The sequence below is a fragment of the Oceanobacillus damuensis genome (assembly GCF_001618145.1).
GTDB classification, from domain to species: domain Bacteria; phylum Bacillota; class Bacilli; order Bacillales; family Amphibacillaceae; genus Oceanobacillus; species Oceanobacillus damuensis.
The window spans coordinates 108,524-130,401 of record NZ_LQNF01000003.1; the positions used below are offsets into that span (position 1 = coordinate 108,524).

Genomic DNA, 21,878 nt, shown 5'->3' on the forward strand with positions numbered 1-21,878 from the left:
CTTAATATAGTAAATCTAAGGGTAATCCTGTCTCAGATTATCCTTAGATTTTTTAGATTCTTAGAAGTAATGCCTGATGCTTATAATATTGAAACTTTTCTGCTGCATAAATCGTTTGCCTAAAGGCCTGGTGCAGATCCGCTTTTTCCCATGGCTGATTTATTCGGTCGGTTCACCAAACCATTTCGCATAAATGTCATCATACGTGCCATTTTCACGTAATTCTGCGAGCGCTTCATTGATCGCTTCCACCAGAGCTTCTTCCCCTTTTGTGATTGCGATACCATAATCTTCGGCCTGATAAAGATCACCAACGACCTTCAAGCTGCCTTCACCCTGTGTCTGAATATAGTAATTCACGTTTGGTGCATCGTAAAGAATTGCATCTGCACTGCCATTTTCAACAGCAAGGTAAGCCTGGTCCAACTGCTCATATTGATTTGCCTCGGCATTCTCAATATTATCCTCGATATAGGATGCGCTCGTGGATCCTAAACGAGTGGCAATTGTTTTGCCTTCCAAATCTTCTATTCCATTAATGTCTTCGTTGTCAGCCGCAACACCGATAGCCAGTCCAGATTCATAGTAAGGATCACTGTAATCGATTTGTTTTTTTCTGTCTTCCGTAATACTGATTCCGGCGATTGCAATATCAAACTGTCCTGTCTGTAATCCAGGAATGATTCCGTCAAAATTAGTTGTTTCCATATCAATTTCGAATCCTGCTTCATCAGCGATTGCATGTATCAGGTCAATATCAAACCCGACATATTCCCCATCATCCATAAATTCAAATGGAACGAAGGATGTATCCGATACAACGGTATATGTATCTGCCAGTTCTTCTGATCCTGTTGCTTCATTATTTGTGCCACATGCTGCTAGGATCAGAATCAGCATGAACGATAATAGACTAACCTGAAGTTTCCAATTTCTATTTTTCATGAACAAATCTCCCCTTTGTTTTATCTCTACTATGTTAAAAGTGACAACTATAATATTAACAAGGAATTGATTTTTTAGAAAATTGGGTATTAAGTGATATTTCATGAAAAAGGAGCGTTATTTAGGATGATGGAGAAATAACATAGGAAATGCTTAGATTTGTTGGTGATAACTGGCATATACTACTGGATTGCAGGAAATAATCTGACGAGGAAGAGGTATTCGGAGAGGGGGGAAAACTTATAAATAGACCATAGCAAGATTTTCCGGCAATGCCTGTGAGCTTCAGTCTAGTCGCTTCGACTTCAGACCAAATACACTGTCGAAAATTTTATCTGGGTCTATCGATGCCTTTAATAGAAATGTTCTCCTATCATAATAACATTACTGTATAATTAAAATATTCAAACTATAAAGGATGTGAATGTTGATGAAATTCAAGTCTTACTTGAAACAAAGGCTGCTATTGATCCTAATTGGAGCTTTGGCTGTGATTCCTTTCATGGGACAGGAAGAAGCGCTATTTGTGAATGCCTCCGAAGAAATTACACAAGCTGAGTTTGACGAGAGTGCGTCATTGGAAGAAAAGTTGGCAGTAATACTCGATAATGAGCGATTGGAAGGTACGGTGACTGGGGTCAGTGTCAAACATGCAGAGACAGGTGAATTGCTTTTTGCTCAAAACGGGGATATTCGCCTGCATCCGGCATCGAACCAGAAATTACTTACAGCAGCATCTGCATTGGAGACACTAGGAGTGGATTACAGGTTTAGCACAGAAGTACTGACTGACGGTAAGGTAAATGGGGATGTACTGCATGGAAATCTTTACATAAAGGGAAAAGGTGACCCAACTTTACTGAAAGCGGATCTCGATCAGTTTGCACAAGATTTAAAAGACCAGGGCATAAGCAAAATTAAAGGCAATCTTATTGGAGATGATACGTGGTATGATGATGTCCGACTTTCTCAGGATTTAAATTGGTCGGATGAACCTTTCTATACGGGTGCACAAATCTCTGCACTCACACTTTCGCCGGACACGGATTATGATGCGGGAACAGTAATTGTGGAAGTTAAGGCTGCAGAGGAAGCCGGCGGACAGGCAGTGGTGTCAGTGACTCCTGAAACAGATTATGTAACAATCGTTAATAACACAGAAATGGCTGCAGCGGGGGAAAGTAAAAATATTTCGATTGAAAGGGAACATGGATCAAACAATATTATAATAGAAGGAACGATGCCAGTTGGTGGAACTTTTTCCCGGTCTTGGGTTTCTGTCTGGGAGCCGACTGGGTATGTACTCGATGTATTTGGAAAGTCATTAGAAGAACAGGGAATGGAGTTCATTGGTGAGTTGGAGGAAAAATTTGCAGCAGCTCCCGATGATGCAAGATTACTTGCATCCAAGGAGTCCATGCCGCTGGAAGAATTACTGATACCTTTTATGAAATTAAGCAACAATGGGCATGGGGAAGTTCTGACTAAAGAGATGGGGAAAGTCGTTTATGGTGAAGGCAGCTGGGATAAAGGACTTGAGGTGATGGAGGATGTCGTGACAAGCCTTGGTGTAAATGGTGATACGATCCTATTACGTGATGGATCTGGAATGTCGCATAAAAATATGATTCCAGCGAATGACCTTGCCCAGATGCTGTACGAGGCACAGAATAAAAGCTGGTATCCAGTATTCAAACATTCCTTACCGGTTGCCGGTGAGTCTGAGCGATTTGTCGGAGGTACATTGCGTAACCGCATGACCTCAGAACCTGCTAAAGGAAATGTGACAGCGAAGACAGGGTCACTCTCTGGAGTATCAACGCTGTCAGGCTATGTGACAACAGCTGACGGAGAAGAATTAATTTTTACTGTGATGATTAATAACTACCTGGGTGCGGGCAGCAGTATGCGGGCTATAGAAGATGCCATTGCCACTGCGCTTGCAGGACATGCGTTTGGGGAATAGATTAGAGGAGGCCGTTTCTTCGCTTGATGGGGAGGAACGGTTTTTTTGTCGCTGGTCGGCATGCGGAACAGCTGCGAGGTTGGGAGGGGGGCAGGTTATACGATAAGCTTTTTCTGATAACCCAATCTATAACGGCGAATTTTAAGATTTATCAGCAATTTTTTTAAATTTATCAGCGAATTCAGCCTCTCGACAAAATACGACAAAACCCGGGAAGTGACAGGCACCATATTGATTGATTTGGATTGGAGTTCGGTATAAAATGGTTAGTAATTGTCGAAATATGACGACTAGTGGCGTTTTATTAAGATGATAATTTTGAATACTTAATCAGATATGCACATAGGGAGAGGGAAGAATGGACAAGCTTGTGAAACAACTAAGTGAGTTGAACGGACCATGTGGGTATGAACAAAATGTCGCTTATTTTATTCGCGATTATGTGCAGGATAAAGTAGAGGATGTTCAAGTGGATGCAATGGGAAATGTGACCGCCAGGAAGAAGGGGAACACTCCCGGACCGACGACACTACTTACAGCACATATGGATGAGGTTGGATTTATTGTTAAGAAGATAGAGGACAATGGTTTGCTTCGCTTTGAAAAGCTTGGTGGACACGATGACCGAATTTTACTTGCACAACCTGTAAAAGTTCTTGGAACACAGAAAGAATTGGATGGGGTAATCGGAACAATGTCTGCTCATTTTGTGAAATTTGATGATCCGAAGAAAGTCAGAGCCCACCAGAAATTGTACATAGACATTGGCGCAACCACCAAAGAGGAAGCATTGGAAATGGGTGTAGAGCTAGGTACACCTGTTACATGGGCAACCGAAACGAAGGTGATTGGAAAAGAAGATAATCAGATGATCATTGGCAAGGCACTTGATGATCGTGCAGGATGTGCTGTACTCTTGGCGGTTCTAAATGAAATCCAGGGTAAGGATTTTGCAGGCGAGGTCATTTTTCTTTTTACCGTTCAAGAAGAGGTCGGTTTGCGTGGTGCACAGGTGGGAATAAATCGTCTGCCCGAAGTGGACGTAGCCATTGCCATTGATACGACTGCGGTCAGTGATACGCCGGAGGAAACAATGGACCAGACACTTCACATTGGTGCGGGGACCGGTATTAAGGTAATGGACTTTAGCTTGATTGTACAAAAGGCAATGAAAGATGAGTTAAAGAAAATAGCCAAGCAGAAAAATATCGCCTATCAAATGGAAGTTTTCCCTGGTATCGGTACGGATGGAGGAGCGGTTGCATTAGCAAATGAAGGAATCCCAACCGGCGTCTTATCAATCCCGTCACGTAACGCACACTCACCAGTTGAGCTTGTTAGTATGAAGGATATGGCCGCAACAAAAGATCTAGTAGAGGAATTTATTTTTAGTCTGAACGAAACTACACGATTTACATTTTAATAATTGAAAGAGGGAAAACATCATGACAAAACTGAAAAAGTCATTATTAATTACTGTTTTTGTATTTGTACTAGGTACGCTGCTTGCCGCTTGTGCAAGTGAGCCGGATGAAAATGCTGGGGATGACAGCACGACACAGGAGGAAGGCACACGTGGTGGTGACCTTGTCATTGCAACACAATCAGATGCGGTATCCTTGGATCCGCATGCTACAAATGACACGCCATCTGCAGACGTACGCATTAATATTTATGATAATTTGGTAATCCAGGATGAAAACATGGAGCTGCAGCCGAGCCTTGCAGAAAGCTGGGAACAGATCGATGATACGACATGGGAATTTAAGCTGCGCGAAGGTGTTACATACCATGATGGGTCAGCGTTCAATGCCGAAACGGTAAAAGCAAACATCGAACGTATTTTGGATCCGGATATCGGAGCGCCGGTTGCATTTATGTATGACATGGTAACAGAAGTTGAAGTGGTTGATGAGTATACGGTACGATTTATCACAGAATTTCCTTTTGCTCCACTTCCTGCACATTTAGCACATCCAGGTGGACAAATGGTATCCAAGGAACAAATTGAAGAAGACTACGCTGCAATGGAAAATGGTGAACAGCCTGGTACCGTAATTAATCAAAACCCAATCGGTACTGGTCCATTCAAATTTCAGGAATGGAACAGTGGACAATCCATTGTATTAGAAAACAATGAAGATTATTGGGATGAACCTGCACTGCTTGACTCTATAACATTCAAAGTGATTTCTGAGGATCTAACTCGTATTTCCGAATTAACAACAGGTGATTCACATGTAACGACTCCACTGAGTCCATCTGATGTTGCACAAGTTGAAGGTACGGATGGAACGAATGTGCAAAGACAGGAAAGTTCATCACTTGCATACATTGGATTCAATATGGATAAAGAGCCATTTGATGATGTTCGGGTCCGTCAGGCGATTTCCATGGCTATCGATAAAGAAGAGATTATTAACGGAATCTATGATGGAGTTGGGATCCCTGCAAAAGGACCACTAGCACCAGGAATCTTTGGCCATGATGAGGATCTGAATGGCCTGGAATACGATGTAGAGGAAGCAAAAGCATTATTGGAGGAAGCTGGCTATGGAGATGGCTTCTCCGCAACAATCTGGACAAATGATGATCGCCAGCGTATGGATACTGCGACAAATGTCCAGGCACAGCTTGCAGAAATCGGAATCGACCTGGAAGTGGAAGTGCTTGAGTGGGGAGCAATGCTGGAGCAAACCGCACAAGGTGAACATGAAATGATGGTATTCGGCTGGACAACGGTTACAGGCGATGCCGACAACGGAATGTATCCATTATTCCACTCCGACAATCTTGGAGCACCAGGAAACCGAACATTTACAGTGGACGAAGAATTGGACAGCTACCTGGATGAGGCACGCCAAACTGCCGACCCTGAGGTCCGACTAGAATTATACAGCAAAGCACAGGAAAAACTAGTAGAACTAGCACCATTCGTATACCTGCTTCACCAGGAATATTTATTGGGAGTAAGGGATGAAGTGAAAGGATTGTCGCAGTTGCCTACACAGCTGCTGCAATTGAAAGAGGTTTATATTGAGGAATAGAGCAGAAAGCATGGGGGCGTTTCAAAACGCTCCTATGCTTTTTTGTTTATTTTGCTGTCTTATTTTTGTAAGTGTCAGAAGTTAGGATCGCTCTCCCGCAAGTTCGGGGAACTCTCCTGGAAATGACGCAGTTCTCCCGGCTGGCAGTTGCTCTCTCCCGACTTATGCAAGTCTCTCCCATATAGATGTTGCGCTCTCCCGAAAAAAGGATTCCCTCTCCCGCCTGGCCGGGGACTCTCCGAAGAAAAGACGCTGCTCTCCCGCCCGTCCGTCGCTCTTTCCTGACAAGCGACACAGCTCTCCTATATGACAGAGTACTCTCCCGCCTCGATTTAAAATAACTATTTACTAGATTGCCTTATTCCTATATAATATATATAAATATCCGAATATTATGTAAAAATAGCGAGGAGCATGTCTTTTGAAAAAATTATATCCCGAGGAAACATACGCACGAGATCGGGAGGCAGTTATTCAATTAACGAGAGAACTTGTAAGAATTCCCAGTGTTTACCGGGAAAACGACCCAACAGGCAATGAGGCGAAAGTTGCTGGCTATGTAGCGAATTATTTAAATCGAATTGGGATTGAGACACATATGGAAGAAGTAGTACCTGGCAGACCGAATGTCATTGGAATTGTCGATTCAGGGAAACCAGGAAAAACCCTGCTTTTTGAAGGACATACAGATGTTGTAACTGCGGGGAATCGTGAGAGTTGGGAATATGATCCGTTTGGTGCGGAGATTGTTGAAGGGAAAATGTATGGACGTGGGACGAATGATACGAAAGGGAATCTGGCTTGTATGATTACAGCCGTTCACTCGATTCTATTAGATCAGGCTGCATTTACCGGTAAAATTATCCTTTGCATTCCTTGTGACGAAGAGGGTCTCATGCAAGGCATCAAACATTTCATAGAACAGGGCTGGGCAGATGGAGTCGATGGGGCCATTATTTGTGAGCCTGAAGAAAATCAGGTTTGCATTGCCCAACGAGGTGCAATCCGATTACAAGTCGATATTTACGGAAAAATGGCCCATGGCGCTATATCATGGAGCGGTATCAATCCCAATTGGCGATTGGCAAGGTTGCTTGTTCAATTGGAAAAGCTGGAAAAGGACGAGCAAGAAAGATATGGGGAAGACCCCTTGTTAAAATGGCCTTCCATTACACCGACCATTATTCAATCTCCAGTCAAAGGGGAAGCCCAAATTAATGTTATTCCTGACCATTGCATGCTGACATTGGATATACGCACCGTCCCCGCTCAAAATCATGATGATTTATTACAACAGATATATTCCATTGTGGATCGTCTTAAAGCGGAAGATGCGGATTTTCGTGCAGAATTGACCGTCGTCGATAATCGCCCGCCTACCGCTACGTCAAAAGACGACCCAGTCGTACAAGCAGTATATGAAGCAGTGAAAGGTGTAACTGGCAAAACACCTGTTTATAACGGTGTGCCAGGTGCAACAGATGGGACATTTTTACATGTACATGGCATTCCAATTGTGACAATTGGTGCTGGTGATCGGGACGTGCCACATCAATTAAATGAATATGTTGAGATTGAGGAATTGGCTGAAACAACAGCGATATACCGGGAGGCGGCATTGCGCTTCTTAAACAGGGAAAATGATTAGAAAGCTAGATTGTCATCAAGCCTTTCGGTGACAGTCCTAAGTTGCGCTTATGAAATAGTTTTCCTATCCGCTAAATTATAAAGCATGAGTCGGCAAGGATTATTGTAGTTCAAATTCCGGGGAGGACCTGAAATGAAATCGTCAACAGTTGAAACTAACAAGCATAAAGAAGTCCTGCTCGAGGTTAATGACTTAAAGGTCTATTTCGATATAAACCGAAAAAAGGTTGCGAAGGCCGTCGACGGCGTGGATTTTTCTATACATAAAGGTGAAACAGTCGCTTTGGTCGGTGAATCAGGCAGCGGGAAAAGTGTCACTTCATTATCTGTTATGAGGCTGATCCAGATGCCTCCAGGGAAAATTGTCAGCGGCTCGATTAAGCTGGATGACAAGGAGTTGCTTTCCTTACCGGAGAAATCGATGAGAAGAGTACGAGGAAATGAGATCGGGATGATTTTTCAGGAACCGATGACATCCCTTGACCCTGTATTCACGATTGGTAATCAAATCATCGAATCCCTTGTCTATCATCAAGGCCTGTCTAAAAAATCAGCAAGAAAACAGGCAATCGAGTTATTAAATATCGTTGGGATTGCTAACTCTGAAAAGGTCATTGATGGATATCCCCATCAATTGTCTGGAGGCATGCGACAGCGTGTCATGATTGCAATAGCACTGTCAAATAATCCTAAATTATTGATAGCAGATGAGCCGACAACCGCTTTAGATGTAACCGTGCAATCCCAGATCCTGAAGTTGATGTTAAAAATGAAAGATACATTTAACTCTTCGATTCTATTAATTACTCATGATATGGGAGTTGTCGCAGAAACAGCCGATCGTGTACTTGTTATGTATGGTGGACAAATTGTCGAAGAAGCAGAAGTTAAAGAATTATTTCTGAATCCAAACCATCCTTATACGATGGCTCTCCTTAAAACGATGCCGAATCTGGATCAACATGTGAGAAGATTACCATCCATAAAAGGAAATGTTCCACCTGCACATATGTTTCCAGAAGGATGCCGTTTTGCGGATCGATGTGAATTTGCGATGGAAAGATGCAGATTAGTTGCACCAGAGCTCGAAAATATTTCAGATGGACATAAAGTTCGCTGCCATCTTCCGTTCATGAAAGGCGGTGAAGCCCTTGGCCAATAAAGAAGTCTTGCTAAAGGTGTCTCATCTGAAAACATATTTTCCAGTCAAAGCAAACTTTAAATTGGGAAAACGAGCCGTATTAAAAGCGGTAGATGATATCTCGTTAAGCCTTTATAAAGGAGAAACCCTCGGGATAGTAGGAGAATCCGGGTCCGGCAAATCCACCTTGGGACGTACGATTTTGAAGCTGGAAGAGCCAACAGATGGGGAAATTATTTTTGAAGGTCAGCATATTGAAAAACTGAAATCGAAAGCACTTCAGATCTATCGCAACCAAATGCAAATGATATTTCAGGACCCATTTGGTTCCCTGAATCCCAGGATGAAAATCGAAAAGATTATCGAAGAGCCGATAAAAATGCATACAACGCTCACAAAGTCAGAACGGAAAGAAAGAGTTCTGGAATTGATCGAAAAGGTCGGTTTGTCTGAGGAAGCCTTGAAGAAACTTCCTCATGAGTTTTCGGGGGGACAACGGCAGCGCATTGGAATTGCCCGGGCGCTGGCGATTAATCCCAAGTTTATTATTGCAGATGAACCTGTGAGCGCACTTGATGTATCCATACAGTCCCAAGTGCTGAACTTAATGATGGATTTACAGGATGAATTTGGTTTAACGTATTTATTTATATCCCACGATTTAAGTGTGATTAAGCATATTAGTGACAGGGTTGCGGTGATGTATTTAGGAAGAATCGTAGAAATTGCATCAAAGGATTCACTTTATGCTAATCCCTTACATCCTTACACGAAAGCGTTACTTTCGGCCATTCCCGTTGTTAACTTTGATCAGAAGCGGGAGGAAATTCCGATAACAGGTGAATTGCCAAGCCCTGTAAATCCACCAGTTGGCTGTGCGTTCCATCAACGATGTCCATTTGCAATGGAAAAATGCAAACAAGAAAGACCACAGTTAAAAGAAATCAATGAACAGCAGCAGGTTGCATGCTTTTTATATGATGATAAGGAAGAGATAGAGAAAAACTTGGGTTCCAGTATGGTTCAAGTATAAATGAATGGAGAGTGTGGTGATCAATGAATGAGATATAACAATATTACGGATGTACCTGGTGTCAAAGTGGGGAATTGCGAAGATGACCATGCATTAACAGGCTGTACAGCCATTTTGACAGAGGAAGGTGCTGTGTGCGGGGTGGATGTACGCGGGTCTGCACCCGGAACAAGAGAAACAGATGCACTTGACCCAATCAATGCGATTCAGGAAGTTCATGCCATTTGTTTGTCTGGCGGCAGTGCTTACGGATTGGAAGCGGCATCTGGAGTGATGAAGTATTTGGAAGAGCAGCAGGTCGGATTTGACGTAGGAGTGGCAAAAGTGCCAATTGTTCCTGGGGCCGTAATTTTTGATCTCAATGTTGGCGATCCAAACGTAAGACCGGACATCCAAATGGGATACAAGGCGGCAAGTATGGCAAAGGCTGGGGATTTTCGCCAAGGTAATGCAGGTGCTGGCTGCGGGGCGACGGTTGGTAAACTGGCAGGACCTGAGCTTGCGATGAAATCTGGCTTAGGAAGCAGTTCGGTTGAGGGTGCGGAAGATTTAATCGTTGGAGCGATCGTTGCAGTGAATGCGGTTGGAGATATCCGAGAACCACAAACAAACAACCTCCTTGCAGGTGCGTGGGATCCGGAAACATCGGAATTCATCGATAGTATTGACTACATAAAAAGAAACGTTTCTTCAAAAGCCCAAGCAGGAACAAACACGACAATTGGTGTCGTAGCCATGAATGCAAAACTGACCAAAGCGGAGGCGAAAAAAATAGCCGGCCTAACTCAGAATGCATTGGCAAGAGTCATCTTTCCCGTTCATACGATGTTCGATGGTGATGCGATTTTTGTATTAGGGACAGGCACAAAAGAGTATTCGGTCGATTATTTGGGCACACTTGCGGCGGAAACCATGGAAAAAGCCATTTTAAAGGGCGTTAAAGCAGCAGAACCGATTAACCATATGAAAAGTTATTCCAGCTTCATCGATTAAAAATATAAAAGGGGTGATTGATTTGTCAAAAAGAAAATATTGGTTGACAATCGTTTTGTTAGTGGCCGTGCTCTTCATTAGTGCCTGTTCCAACTCAGAAGAAGGAAGCGAAAAAGCAACGGAGAGTGAAGACGGCTCTGAAGCAACAGCAGGAGCATCAGATCAGGCGCAGGAAATTCGTGTACGGATTAATGACGATCCAGACTTCCTGGATCCGCATCGTGCAACAGCATCGATTTCATTTCAAATGATTCTAAATATGTTTGAAGGTTTATTTATTCCGCAAACAGACGGATCGTTAACGGAAGGATTGGCAGAAAGCTATGAAGTGTCTGAAGATGGGTTGACATATACGTTTACGATTCGGGATGATGTGACATTCCATAATGGAGAGCCATTAACCATTGATGACGTTGTATACACTTTTGAACGTTTGATGGGGCTAAATGGCGGAGAAAAATTATCCGGTAACTTTGATAATGTCGCGTCCATTGATGCACCAGATGAGAAGACATTTGTAATGACATTAAAAGAAGCACATTCCAATTTCCTCTATTCTTTAACTGCATTACAATCAGCGATCATACCACAAAGTAATGATGGCGAACATAATGAAAATCCGATTGGAACTGGCCCATTTGCCTTTGTTGACTATTCACCAGGTGCAAACCTTGAGCTGACGAAAAATGAAGATTACTGGCAGGATGGATTACCTTATCTGGATAATGTGACATTTGTCTTCCAATCAGATGACCAGGCAGCCGTAATGAATCTGTTGGCTGGAGAAGTAGATGTGACCGGTGTTCCAGGCCATCGTGTTTCAGAGGTGGAGGACAGCTTTAACATTTCCCATCAAAATAACAACTCGACATTAATCATCACCTTTAATCAAGAAAAAGAGCCTTTTAAAGATATGAAGGTTCGCCAGGCGATTAACCTGGCAATTAATAAACAGGATATTATTGACTCTGTTTTCTCTGGTTATGCAACTCCAATCGGTTCCAATATGAGTCCTGCCATGGGAGAATATTATCTTGATGGGCTCCAGGATGTATATCAGCGTGATGTGGAGAAGGCCAAACAACTGTTGGCGGAGGCTGGCTATCCAGATGGATTTGAAACGAAAATTACGGTTTCTTCCCACAATGATTTGTACTCCAGCGTTGCCCAAATCGCAGTGGAAAATCTAAAAGAAATTGGTATTGATGTAGAAATCGAAGTAGTGGAATGGGGCATCTGGTTAGAGCGTGTATATTTTGGACGTGATTATGAACTGACAACGATTGATTTAACGGGCAGACCGTCCGCATACGAGATTTTAGATGACTATATTTCAACCAATGATGCAGAAAACTTCTTCCTTTTTGATAATCAGGAATTCGATCAGGTAATGGCAGACGTACGAAAAGAAACGGAAATAGAAAAGCAAATCGACTATTACCACCGGGCTCAAGAAATCTTAAATGAAGAATCAGCAGCAGTTTATATCGCGGACTACCAGATTTTATGGGGATCGAAGCAAAATATTTCAGGATTAAAGAGCTACCCATTCTGGTTCCATGATATGAAAGAAGTCAAATTCGATTAAGCAGAGGGTTGGTACTATGTTTTACATCATTCGCCGCATACTATTGCTTGTCATTACTGTCGCACTCGTGTCAGTCATTACGTTTTCCGTTTTTCAAATATTACCAGGAGATCCGGTACGCACCATGCTGGGGACAGAGGCGGATGAAACGCAAATTGAAAGCTTGAGGAATGAGCTGGGTTTAAATCGTCCCTTGCATGAACAGTACGTTGATTGGATTCGCGGAATATTCACTGGTGACTTAGGCAATTCGATTCGGTTTTCGATGCCGGTAAGCGTCCTGTTGATGGAACGGTTGCCTGTTACTTTGTCTGTAGCGGGTATGGCATTATTCATCGTTGTACTCTTTGCACTCCCTTTAGGAATATTTGCGGCAAAACGGCAAAAGAAATTTAGTGATGTCGTGTTATCCTCTGTGACACAATTAGGAATGGCAATCCCATCTTTTTGGCTGGGAATGATCATTATTCTTTATATTGGAATGAACGTTGATTTCTTTAAGATTAACGGATATATTCCTTGGTCAGAAAGTATAAAGGGTGCATTAAGCACATTGATTCTGCCCGCTTTAACGATTGCCATTCCACAAATCGCCGTGAAATTCCGTTATGTAAGGACTTCTATTTTAGACCAAATGCAGCTCGATTACGTTCGTACCATCCGGAGCAAAGGATTACCGGAAAGAATAGTCGTATATAAACATATATTAAAAAACGCTTTGATCCCCATACTCACTATTTTTGGATTGATTACCGCAGAGGTAGTTGCAGGGACCATTATTGTAGAACAAGTCTTTGCATTGCCGGGAATAGGGCAATTGCTGATAACATCGATTAGTTATCGCGATTTTCCGTTGGTACAGGGAATCGTTATGTATATCACGATCACAGTGGTTTTTATTAATTTTGTAGTGGATATCTTATATTCTGTCATCGATCCAAGGATCCGGTTGCGTTAGGATGTGCCAACATGTGTAAATATATCAAAAATATAAATCTCGTTTTGGGGTCGCTGATCCTTTTTGTCTTCCTTTGCATGATGGTAGTGAGTTTCTTTTACACTCCTTACGATGTTAATTCGATGGATATCCCAAACAAACTTCAGGAACCAAGCAGCAAGCATATCTTTGGTACAGATGAATTCGGACGCGATATTTTCAGCAGGATATTAAAAGGGAGCCAAACAGCATTTATTGTAGGGATACTGACAGTGGCCATCGGTGTGTTCTTCGGTGTATTAATCGGTGGTATCGCGGGTTATACAGGTGGATGGATAGATGAGGTTTTTATGCGGTTCATGGATGCACTCATGGCCTTTCCTGGAATCATTTTAGCCCTCATGCTTGTAGCTGTTTTCGGACCGGGAATTATAAATACATCGATAGCTCTCGGTATTATTGCGATTCCAAGTATTGCAAGGGTAACAAGGAGCGGGTTTGTTCAGCAGAAGGAAGCGGAATATGTCACAGCATCCAAACTGATTGGAGTCAATGTGTATAAGATTATGTTCCGTCATATTTTACCGAACGTTTCTTCGCAAATCATTGTAGCTGCATCGATTGCATTTGCCCTGGCGATGTTAGCTGAAGCAGCACTTAGCTATTTAGGTTTGGGTGTTCAGCCGCCAGATCCGAGCTGGGGAAGAATGCTGAAGGATGCACAGGCCTATCTGATTGGTTCCCCATGGTATACCTATGCGCCAGGCGGTGCCATCACGCTTTTAGTTTTAGGGTTGTATCTATTGAGTAATGCGATTAGAGATATCATGGATCCCCGTTCGAAATCATAATAAATAACAAGGGGCTGTCCAGAAAGTTAGTGAAACACAGAATTAACTTTCTGGACAGCCATATTTTTTAGATGGTTATAATAACTGAAAACCTCTGCAAGGTTGTTTCACCTAACTAAATAGGCTATTTCCTCACTGCTCTCATAATCAGGCTTACAATGAAAATCAATACGATCGCACCGATTAAAGCCGGTATAATAAAGAAATCTCCAATTTCAGGTCCCCAGTCTCCTAAGAGTGAAGAACCAAGCCAAGCACCAATAAAACCTGCAATAATATTACCGATAATTCCACCTGGTATATCTTTTCCAACGATTAGACTAGCCAACCAACCGAGGATACCACCAATAATTAAACTCCAAATAAATCCCATTTCCATCTCTCCTTTATATCATGATGTATTATCTTGTATATCCTATTCTTTGGATTTATAAACGGATAATTATTTTATCAGAAAATAGAAAAAGCACAAACCTTCCAATTTGAAACTTACAACGAAAGTGATTGCCCTGGGTAAAGAGCATAAGGCAAGTTTTCTAAAAAAATAAGAAAGCATAAATTTTGGCAGCAATTAATTCTTACACATAAACGGCCACGTCCAGCTCCAGCGCCCAGGGACTACCGAGACTTCCTTCGCCTCCGTACGATAAGTCAACATCGACTCTCTCCGTTCGTCGTGTTTCCTTTATCTCCTACGTAGGAATGTTCGACAAGTCGAACCACCCCACAGTTCGGGGCGCAGTCCGTACGTCCCTAAACAGGCGCTTGCGCTTTTGTTCAATCAATAGGTGGTAAACCGTAATAGTTTCTGCAGCCAATATATTCCATACTTAATAGGGGTGATTGCATCGTCCTGTGTATCGTAAACGAGCGTAAACACTGCATCTTCGTTAAACCATATCCTTTGAAAATAGCTGTCGATATCCTGGATGAATGCACTGTGTGAAAGAGCGGTAATGCTGATATTATTTTCCAGATTGTAGTCATCAAGATTTCTTGAAGTGAAATTCGTGGAACCAGCAGTGACATAGCTTTCCACATCACTTTTGATATATGCGATTTTTGAATGGTACTGTTCCTCATTTGTATTGTACCAACGGATTTCAATCGTATCATCGGAGCGTTCCAGCAGTTCACGTGCAACAGGTATATTCGGAAGGCCGATTTTTTGTGAACCAAAGGCATTCGGATCTAAGATAATTCTTGTTCGAATATTACGCTCAGCTGCCCGCTGGATGGCATCGATTACATCCCTGTCAGAAAGATAGAACATACCAATCCAAACCTCATCCCCCACTAAAGTTCGATCCAGAGCACGTATAAAATCTTTTTGGATTTCCTGTTCAGTCACAATTTTGGCAGCAATGGCAGCATCATGCTGTGTGTCGGACGATATCGATGCATTCACGTCTTCTTCTGTCGGGAAGGCATCTAAATCACCACCGGAAAAAGCAGCCACTGCCCGCTCGGATTCGACCATGTCTTTTATAATAGGCCCCCTCACTTTGATGGCAATATTGGAATGAAACCCACTGGCATCATGCGCGTTGGCTGATAATACAAGTCCATGGTTTTCCGTAATAACCGCTTTTCGGTGGTTTGCTTTGACGTTCAATAACTGCAAGTAAGAGCGGGCTGTCACATCGGGGGAAGTTTCTCCAAATGGATTCGGTAGCCAGCCGTTCCCTTCCTGGCCGAACCATTGGAAAAACATTCTCCAGACACCGGAGTAAAGCAGATTCGGATCACGCAGTCTCGTTAGATCGGTATAGACGACTTCCGCTCCGTAATCTGTCAAATAATCAATGTGCTCGGCCTCATGCGAGTTATAGGTCCGATTGATGTCATCGGTAATAAAAACGACTTTCAGATTGGGATGTGCTTCCATCTGCTCCCTGATTTTTTGTGAAAAGGAGGAACTTAATTTGGGGAAATCCCTGCCTTCATCGGAAAATTCATTAACCATGAACATATCAATAATAAGAAATTCCTCTGCCTGTTCAATCATTGCAAACACTTCATCGAAAATTTCATGTTCATAGACTTCCTGACCATCCTTCGGGTAGGTCAGGTCATATAAAAACTCAATCTCATCTTCTGTAAGCATATGGGTATCCCCTGCATAGGAAATTCCTTCAGGCAGCGGCTTCTGCTGGTGATAGATGAGCGTACATATGTAGAGGAAAACGATCGCAGCCCCAAGCCATCGCTTTTTCTGATAACCTTTTCTCTTTTTCTTCATGACTGTTCTCCCTTATGTAAATTCGTTTTTGCAGACAAGGAAAGGTGAGGTCTGCAAAAATGCAGCGAAGGCCCGCGGGAGCGCCTAGCTTTCTAATTAACTTACCCTTTATGACGGATAATTACACTTTAGGAAGCGGCTTGGGAGTCTGTTCTATTTGAACGGGAAAAAGCATATGTATGACGATGTGATAAAATTTACAAAAAACTTTTCGAATATTCACCCCCTGGGCAACACTTATTTCGATTATATAGGTGAAGGCATAGTTAAAAAGAGTTGCTTTTTAGCGACAAAGGGGGATGTATATGGATAAAAAGAAAGTAACCTTTGAAGAGATTTTTGAGCACAATGAGCGCAGAATTCACTTTTACATGAGAAAACTAAACATTCGAGATCCACATGATGAGTTTTATCAGGAAGGTATTGTCGCCATGTGGAACGCATACGAAAATTATCAGCCTGATAAGGGAACACTGGCAACATACTTCAACTATACCATTCGCAACCGCATGATTGACCTCATGAGAAAGCAGAACAGGGAACAGGAGAAAGAAGAGCTGTGTGTACGAAGAAGTAGTGCACAGCTGTATGATGGCAACCTTTTCCAAAGTGCAGGAGCCGCCTATCCAATCATAAAGGCAGAGAGTTTTCAAATTCCTGATCGGGATTTTTGGCAAAACGTAAAGGACGAGCTCTCGGATAAACAATGGAAATGGGTGAAGTTCCATATTATGGAAGGTATGTCCGCCGATGCGGTAAAAAGCTGGGGGAAAGAGGCAAGGAGAAAGTTAAAAAAAGCGGATTTTTGGGAGGGAGGGGTGGATTAGAAGCATTCGATTTCCAACAGTATTCTGGATGAAGAACAATACATAAACCTTTATTGATAATATTTTTAAAAATGTAAAAATTTTAAGTTTATATGGTATGATATTTGTATCATGGTGAATTTATGTTGATGAATAGGGGGTCAATTTCATTATGTGTGGTTTTGTAGGTATGGTATTTAATAGTCCGACAGAATTGAATGAGAGAGATAAGCGCTTAGTTGAAATGCAAAATAATATGGTCACACATCGGGGTCCTGATGATGAGGGCTATTATTTTGATACCTACATATCAATGGGGTTCAGACGATTAAGCATTATAGATATAGAGAGCGGTAATCAACCATTAAGCTATGAGGATGGAAACATCTGGATGGTCTTCAATGGCGAGATATATAATTACGTAGAATTGCGTGAACGTCTGGCAGCTGAAGGCTTCTCATTCGCAACAGAATCAGATACCGAAGTCATTGCAGCAATGTTTTCCAAATATAGAGAGAATGCATTTCAATATTTGAGAGGCATGTTTTCGGTTATACTTTGGGATAAAAACAGTAAGACTCTATATGGCGCGAGGGATCCATTTGGAATTAAGCCGTTATTTTATCATGAAAATTCGGCTGCTGTGGTTTTTGCTTCGGAGAAAAAAAGTATCACATTGCTTCTTGAGGAGGAAATCCTCAGTAAAGAAGCTCTGCAGCACTATTTAAGTTTTCAATATGTACCGGAGCCGTTGACGATGACAACCGGAATCCAAAAGGTGGCACCTGGCCATTACTTTATAAAAAAGCTTGGTGAGCCAATTGCATTCACAAGATTTTTTCAAGCCACTTTTTCTCCAAAGACAAAAGGGAAAAATGAGTGGATTAAAAAGATTCAGGATGTCATGTACGAATCGGTAAAGCTGCATATGCGGAGCGATGTTCCTGTCGGTTCATTTTTATCGGGAGGTATCGATTCAACGTTAATTGTTTCTTTGGCCAAAGAATTTAACCCGAATATAAAGACATTTTCTGTAGGGTTTAGGCAAGATGGTTTTTCAGAGGTTGATGTAGCGAAGGAAACGGCAGATAAACTGAACGTTGAAAATATCTCCTATATGATTTCGCCGGAGGAATATATCGAAAAACTCCCTAAAATTATGTGGCACATGGATGATCCGCTGGCAGACCCTTCCTGTGTGCCATTATACTTCGTTTCCAGAGAAGCGCGGAAGCACGTAAAAGTGGTATTGTCTGGAGAAGGTGCGGATGAATTATTCGGTGGCTATAATATCTATCGTGAGCCGGATTCGCTTAGCATGTTCCAAAACATCCCGTCACCAGCCAAACAATTGCTGGCAAAGGTTGCTGCAGTTCTGCCTGACGGCGTGAAAGGGAAGAGCTTCCTGGAACGGGGAACAACGCCATTGAGGGAACGCTATATCGGAAATGCGAAAATGTTTGAGGAAGCTGAAAAGCAGCAGTTATTAAAGACGTATTCAACTGAGCTGTCGTATAGGGATATTACAGGGAAGCTCTTTGACCATGTTGCTGATTATCCACCTGTAAATCAAATGCAATATATTGATATTCATACATGGATGCGCGGGGATATTTTGCTGAAGGCAGACCGTGTGACGATGGCAAATTCATTGGAATTGAGGGTCCCCTTTCTCGATACGGAGGTTTTCCGAGTGGCCAATGAAATTCCTGTGGATATGAAAATTGCCAATGGAACGACGAAGCACATTTTAAGGGAAGCGTCCCGCGGCATTATTCCCAATCATGTCCTCCATCGTAAGAAACTTGGATTCCCAGTGCCGATTCGCCATTGGCTAAAGGATGAAATCAATGGCTGGGCAAAAAATCTTATTAACGAAAGCTGTACAGAGCACCTGATCGAAAAGAAATTCGTCCTAGGCTTACTCGAAGCCCACTGTCATGGGAAAGGTGACTACAGCAGGAAGATATGGACTGTGTTGATGTTTATGCTGTGGCATCAGATATTCGTTGAAGGTAAATATGATGTTGGTGAGTTAAGCAGGCTGGAAAATGAGGTTGTTGGTGATGATAAGGTGGAGCAGGAGCTGCTAAGTGAAGCAACTGTGTAAAGGGAACTAAATGGTATTTCTTCATAATAGTAAGTAGGAAGCAGAAAAAATCTTCTGCTTCCTTTTTTGATGAACGAGCTATAGTATCAAAGAATTACCTATAATATACAGGATAATATGGAGCGTAATAGCCATATGGTGGATATGTTGGATATGGCGGGTAAGGCGGATAATAATATCCTCCACCGTGTGGATAGAAAAGTGCACCTGCAAGCAGCCCACCTGCAATGCCGCCGACTAATGGAACGAATGGAAATCTGTAATCTTGAGAAGTACCTTCAACCGAATACGCTGGTTCAGAACGGTATTCGGCATACGGATATGCCCCATGGTCTCCTGTTTCTGAAATAAAATTATTCATCAATCAACCCTCACTTCTATATTTCTTTTCTCCAATAACCTATGCATCTGCCTAATGGAACTATTGGGCTATTGACCTGGATTGAGAAATAAATGGCGCACTGGTTGTTCTGTTCGGCACAGATTAATCCCCCCGTAAGAATAGTATAAGAGATGCAATTACATAGAAAATTATCAAAATAGATTGACAATGTACGGGAATCAAGGTAACTTAGATGAATGAACTTCTTATCAAGAGAGGTGGAGGGAAATGGCCCTTTGAAACCTCGGCAGCAGGCTCTATATGAGTACTGTGCCAATTCCATCAGACAACTGTCTGGTAGATAGGAAGAGGAAATCGGTTTAAACGAACCCTCTTCTTATTGATGGAAGCGGGTTTTTTGTATGCTTTTTCAAACAAAAAGCAGGAGCAGACCCTGTTCTTCCATATGACAAGATGCATAGATTTATTGCATAAAAGGAGGAAAAGTATGACAACGTACGGGATATGGATCATTATTTTAGCTATCGGTTATACTGCTGCATTGATTATTGCTGGGCAGCTTGCCAAACGGAGATTGACCAGGAAAGACAGTTATTTTGTTGGTAACAGGAATTTCAATAAATGGATCGTGGCATTTTGTATAACCGGTTTATTTTCGGGTTCTACATTTATATCCATTCTTGAGTTATCCTATTTAACCGGTGTATCAGCAATCTGGTATGGTGTGGCGGAAATTGTACAGATAACGATTATCGCCCTATTGATCATCCGGTCTTTCCGGGAAAAAATGCTTGTCACAATCACTGGTTTGATCGGTGATAAATATGGACGTACAGCAAAAGGTGTCTCTGGAGCGATCACTGCTTTTGCATTTCCGATGTGGTCGGTTGCAACAGCGATTGCATTTGCCTCGGCTGTTCATGTATTCACAGGGATATCGCTAAGCATGTCCGTGGCATTTACGGCTATACTGCTATTCATCTATTTGCAGGCTGGTGGTATGTGGTCCATCGCTTTTACCCAAACGATGAATATGGTCCTGTTCGGGCTGATGTTTATCATTGGAGGTATTGCCTTTTTCATCAATCCGGGAATCGATGGATTGCGCACACTGGCCTTGGAGCAACCAGCAATGTTTAACTTCGGCAGTGTCGGACTGCAGGTGATCGTCGTCTGGTTTGGAACCTTTCTCGTAAATGTCATTCTTGCCCAAGCGGCATTCCAAATGGCATTATCCTCCAGATCTCCTGAAGAAGGACAAAAAGGGTTGGTGCTTGCTAGTTTTATGGCGATTCCCTTTATTATCGGAGGAGTTTTGTTCGGTATCTCAGCAGCGGTCGTAATTCCGAATGCGCAAACAGGCCTTATTGCAGTTCCTCAATATTTAATGGAAGTTTTACCAGCACCATTGGTAGGTCTATTTTTCTTAGGAGTGTGGGGTTGTGCACTTGGATGGGGCGGACCATGCCAATTCTCTGGTGCGACCAGTCTCGGCCGCGATGTAGGCAGTGCATTAAACCCGGCAGCAACAGAGAACCAATTAATCAAATATACCAAAATATCCTTGCTGATTTTAACAGCCTTAATGATTATGTTTGGTTTATTGCGGACAGAGCAATCTGCATGGTGGAATGTACTCGCTTGGACAATCCGAAACAGTGCAACCTTTGCACCTGTTGTAGCAACATTATTTTGGCCGGTTGTTACCAAGCGTGCAGTTATTGCATCACTGTTTACTGGGTTTCTCAGTGGACTATCCTGGTATTACCTCGGCGATTGGCATCCACAGGAATTCTACCTGAACATACATCCGGTCTGGGTTGGAAGTACAGTTAATATTTTAACAATCACACTGGTAACATTAGCAAGCAGAAAATCGGACTGGGTCATTCAAAAACAGGACCGGGCTGGTTATGCAGCTATAATCGGTGCACTCCTATTTACTTTGGTAAATGTCATTTATTTCCAGGCGCTTTATGATAATGGATTATTTGGAATGGTTCTGTTTGTTGCGGTATTATGTTTCTTTATTTCTGCGATACGATTTGTCCGGCCGCAGAAAGAGGAACAGGTAATTAGTGACGTCTCTTGATGGTGCCTGTCACTCCCCGGTTTTTGTCGGTAATTGTCGAATGAAATCGGGGTAACTGGCGATTTTTTCTGACTTCAAATGGTCCTCTTTTTTGAATCAATTTGTCTAAACCTGTATTATACACTTAAACCGTATCC

At 42.4% G+C, this 21,878-nt stretch carries 17 protein-coding genes and 1 riboswitch; of the genes, 13 read left to right on the forward strand and 4 right to left on the reverse strand.

From position 1 onward, the window contains the following. Positions 1 to 159: 159 nt before the first annotated feature. A complete protein-coding gene (locus tag A4245_RS04120) occupies positions 160 to 945 on the reverse strand; it encodes a glutamine ABC transporter substrate-binding protein (protein WP_067725946.1) in 786 nt (261 codons plus the stop codon). Between the two features lie 430 nt (positions 946 to 1,375). Between A4245_RS04120 and dacB the strand changes: the two genes are divergently transcribed. From dacB to A4245_RS04170, 10 genes are all read left to right on the forward strand, one after another. Further along, the gene (dacB, locus tag A4245_RS04125; protein WP_067725949.1) at positions 1,376 to 2,911 is read left to right on the forward strand and encodes a D-alanyl-D-alanine carboxypeptidase/D-alanyl-D-alanine endopeptidase; all 1,536 of its coding nucleotides are present in this window, start codon (positions 1,376 to 1,378) and stop codon (positions 2,909 to 2,911) included. Positions 2,912 to 3,269: 358 nt separating this feature from the next. After that, entirely contained in the window at positions 3,270 to 4,334 is a 1,065-nt protein-coding gene (locus A4245_RS04130; RefSeq protein WP_067725951.1) for a M42 family metallopeptidase, read from the forward strand. A 22-nt stretch (positions 4,335 to 4,356) separates the two neighbouring features. Next, entirely contained in the window at positions 4,357 to 5,958 is a 1,602-nt protein-coding gene (locus A4245_RS04135; RefSeq protein WP_067725953.1) for a glutathione ABC transporter substrate-binding protein, read from the forward strand. A 421-nt stretch (positions 5,959 to 6,379) separates the two neighbouring features. Continuing rightward, positions 6,380 to 7,606 carry a M20 family metallopeptidase gene (locus tag A4245_RS04140; protein ID WP_067725955.1) on the forward strand — a complete coding sequence of 409 codons (1,227 nt, stop codon included), beginning with the start codon at positions 6,380 to 6,382 and terminating at the stop codon, positions 7,604 to 7,606. Between the two features lie 132 nt (positions 7,607 to 7,738). After that, complete coding sequence (locus tag A4245_RS04145; protein ID WP_067725957.1) at positions 7,739 to 8,767, forward strand: ABC transporter ATP-binding protein; 1,029 nt, start codon at positions 7,739 to 7,741, stop codon at positions 8,765 to 8,767. Further along, positions 8,757 to 9,779, forward strand: coding sequence for an ABC transporter ATP-binding protein (locus A4245_RS04150; RefSeq protein ID WP_067725959.1), 1,023 nt, complete (start codon positions 8,757 to 8,759; stop codon positions 9,777 to 9,779). Before A4245_RS04145 ends, A4245_RS04150 begins: the two co-directional genes overlap by 11 nt. Before the next feature lie 27 nt (positions 9,780 to 9,806). Further along, entirely contained in the window at positions 9,807 to 10,772 is a 966-nt protein-coding gene (locus tag A4245_RS04155) for a P1 family peptidase (protein WP_067725961.1), read from the forward strand. Between the two features lie 22 nt (positions 10,773 to 10,794). Next, the gene (locus A4245_RS04160) at positions 10,795 to 12,360 is read left to right on the forward strand and encodes an ABC transporter substrate-binding protein (protein ID WP_067725962.1); all 1,566 of its coding nucleotides are present in this window, start codon (positions 10,795 to 10,797) and stop codon (positions 12,358 to 12,360) included. A 16-nt stretch (positions 12,361 to 12,376) separates the two neighbouring features. Next, positions 12,377 to 13,318, forward strand: coding sequence for an ABC transporter permease (locus A4245_RS04165; protein ID WP_067725964.1), 942 nt, complete (start codon positions 12,377 to 12,379; stop codon positions 13,316 to 13,318). A gap of 11 nt (positions 13,319 to 13,329) precedes the next feature. Next, entirely contained in the window at positions 13,330 to 14,148 is an 819-nt protein-coding gene (locus tag A4245_RS04170; protein ID WP_067725966.1) for an ABC transporter permease, read from the forward strand. Between the two features lie 124 nt (positions 14,149 to 14,272). On the opposite strand, the gene A4245_RS04175 is transcribed toward A4245_RS04170, so the two are convergent. Then, complete coding sequence (locus A4245_RS04175; protein WP_067725968.1) at positions 14,273 to 14,521, reverse strand: GlsB/YeaQ/YmgE family stress response membrane protein; 249 nt, start codon at positions 14,519 to 14,521, stop codon at positions 14,273 to 14,275. A gap of 408 nt (positions 14,522 to 14,929) precedes the next feature. Continuing rightward, positions 14,930 to 16,390 carry a phospholipase D family protein gene (locus tag A4245_RS04180; RefSeq protein ID WP_067725970.1) on the reverse strand — a complete coding sequence of 487 codons (1,461 nt, stop codon included), beginning with the start codon at positions 16,388 to 16,390 and terminating at the stop codon, positions 14,930 to 14,932. A gap of 305 nt (positions 16,391 to 16,695) precedes the next feature. Here A4245_RS04180 and A4245_RS04185 point away from each other — a divergent pair, with 305 nt between their 5' ends. Next, positions 16,696 to 17,217, forward strand: coding sequence for a sigma-70 family RNA polymerase sigma factor (locus A4245_RS04185; RefSeq protein WP_067725972.1), 522 nt, complete (start codon positions 16,696 to 16,698; stop codon positions 17,215 to 17,217). A gap of 151 nt (positions 17,218 to 17,368) precedes the next feature. Next, the gene (gene asnB, locus A4245_RS04190; protein WP_067725974.1) at positions 17,369 to 19,306 is read left to right on the forward strand and encodes an asparagine synthase (glutamine-hydrolyzing); all 1,938 of its coding nucleotides are present in this window, start codon (positions 17,369 to 17,371) and stop codon (positions 19,304 to 19,306) included. Positions 19,307 to 19,400: 94 nt separating this feature from the next. Here the strand turns inward: asnB and A4245_RS04195 are convergent, their stop codons facing one another. Beyond that, positions 19,401 to 19,667: a hypothetical protein gene (locus tag A4245_RS04195; protein ID WP_067725976.1), complete on the reverse strand. Its 267-nt coding sequence runs from the start codon at positions 19,665 to 19,667 to the stop codon at positions 19,401 to 19,403. A 224-nt stretch (positions 19,668 to 19,891) separates the two neighbouring features. Then, a riboswitch (SAM riboswitch) is annotated at positions 19,892 to 19,996 on the forward strand. Positions 19,997 to 20,136: 140 nt separating this feature from the next. On the opposite strand from A4245_RS04195, the gene A4245_RS04200 reads away from it, so the two are divergent. Then, positions 20,137 to 21,741, forward strand: coding sequence for a sodium:solute symporter family protein (locus A4245_RS04200; protein ID WP_067725978.1), 1,605 nt, complete (start codon positions 20,137 to 20,139; stop codon positions 21,739 to 21,741). The last annotated feature ends 137 nt before the right edge of the window (positions 21,742 to 21,878 follow it).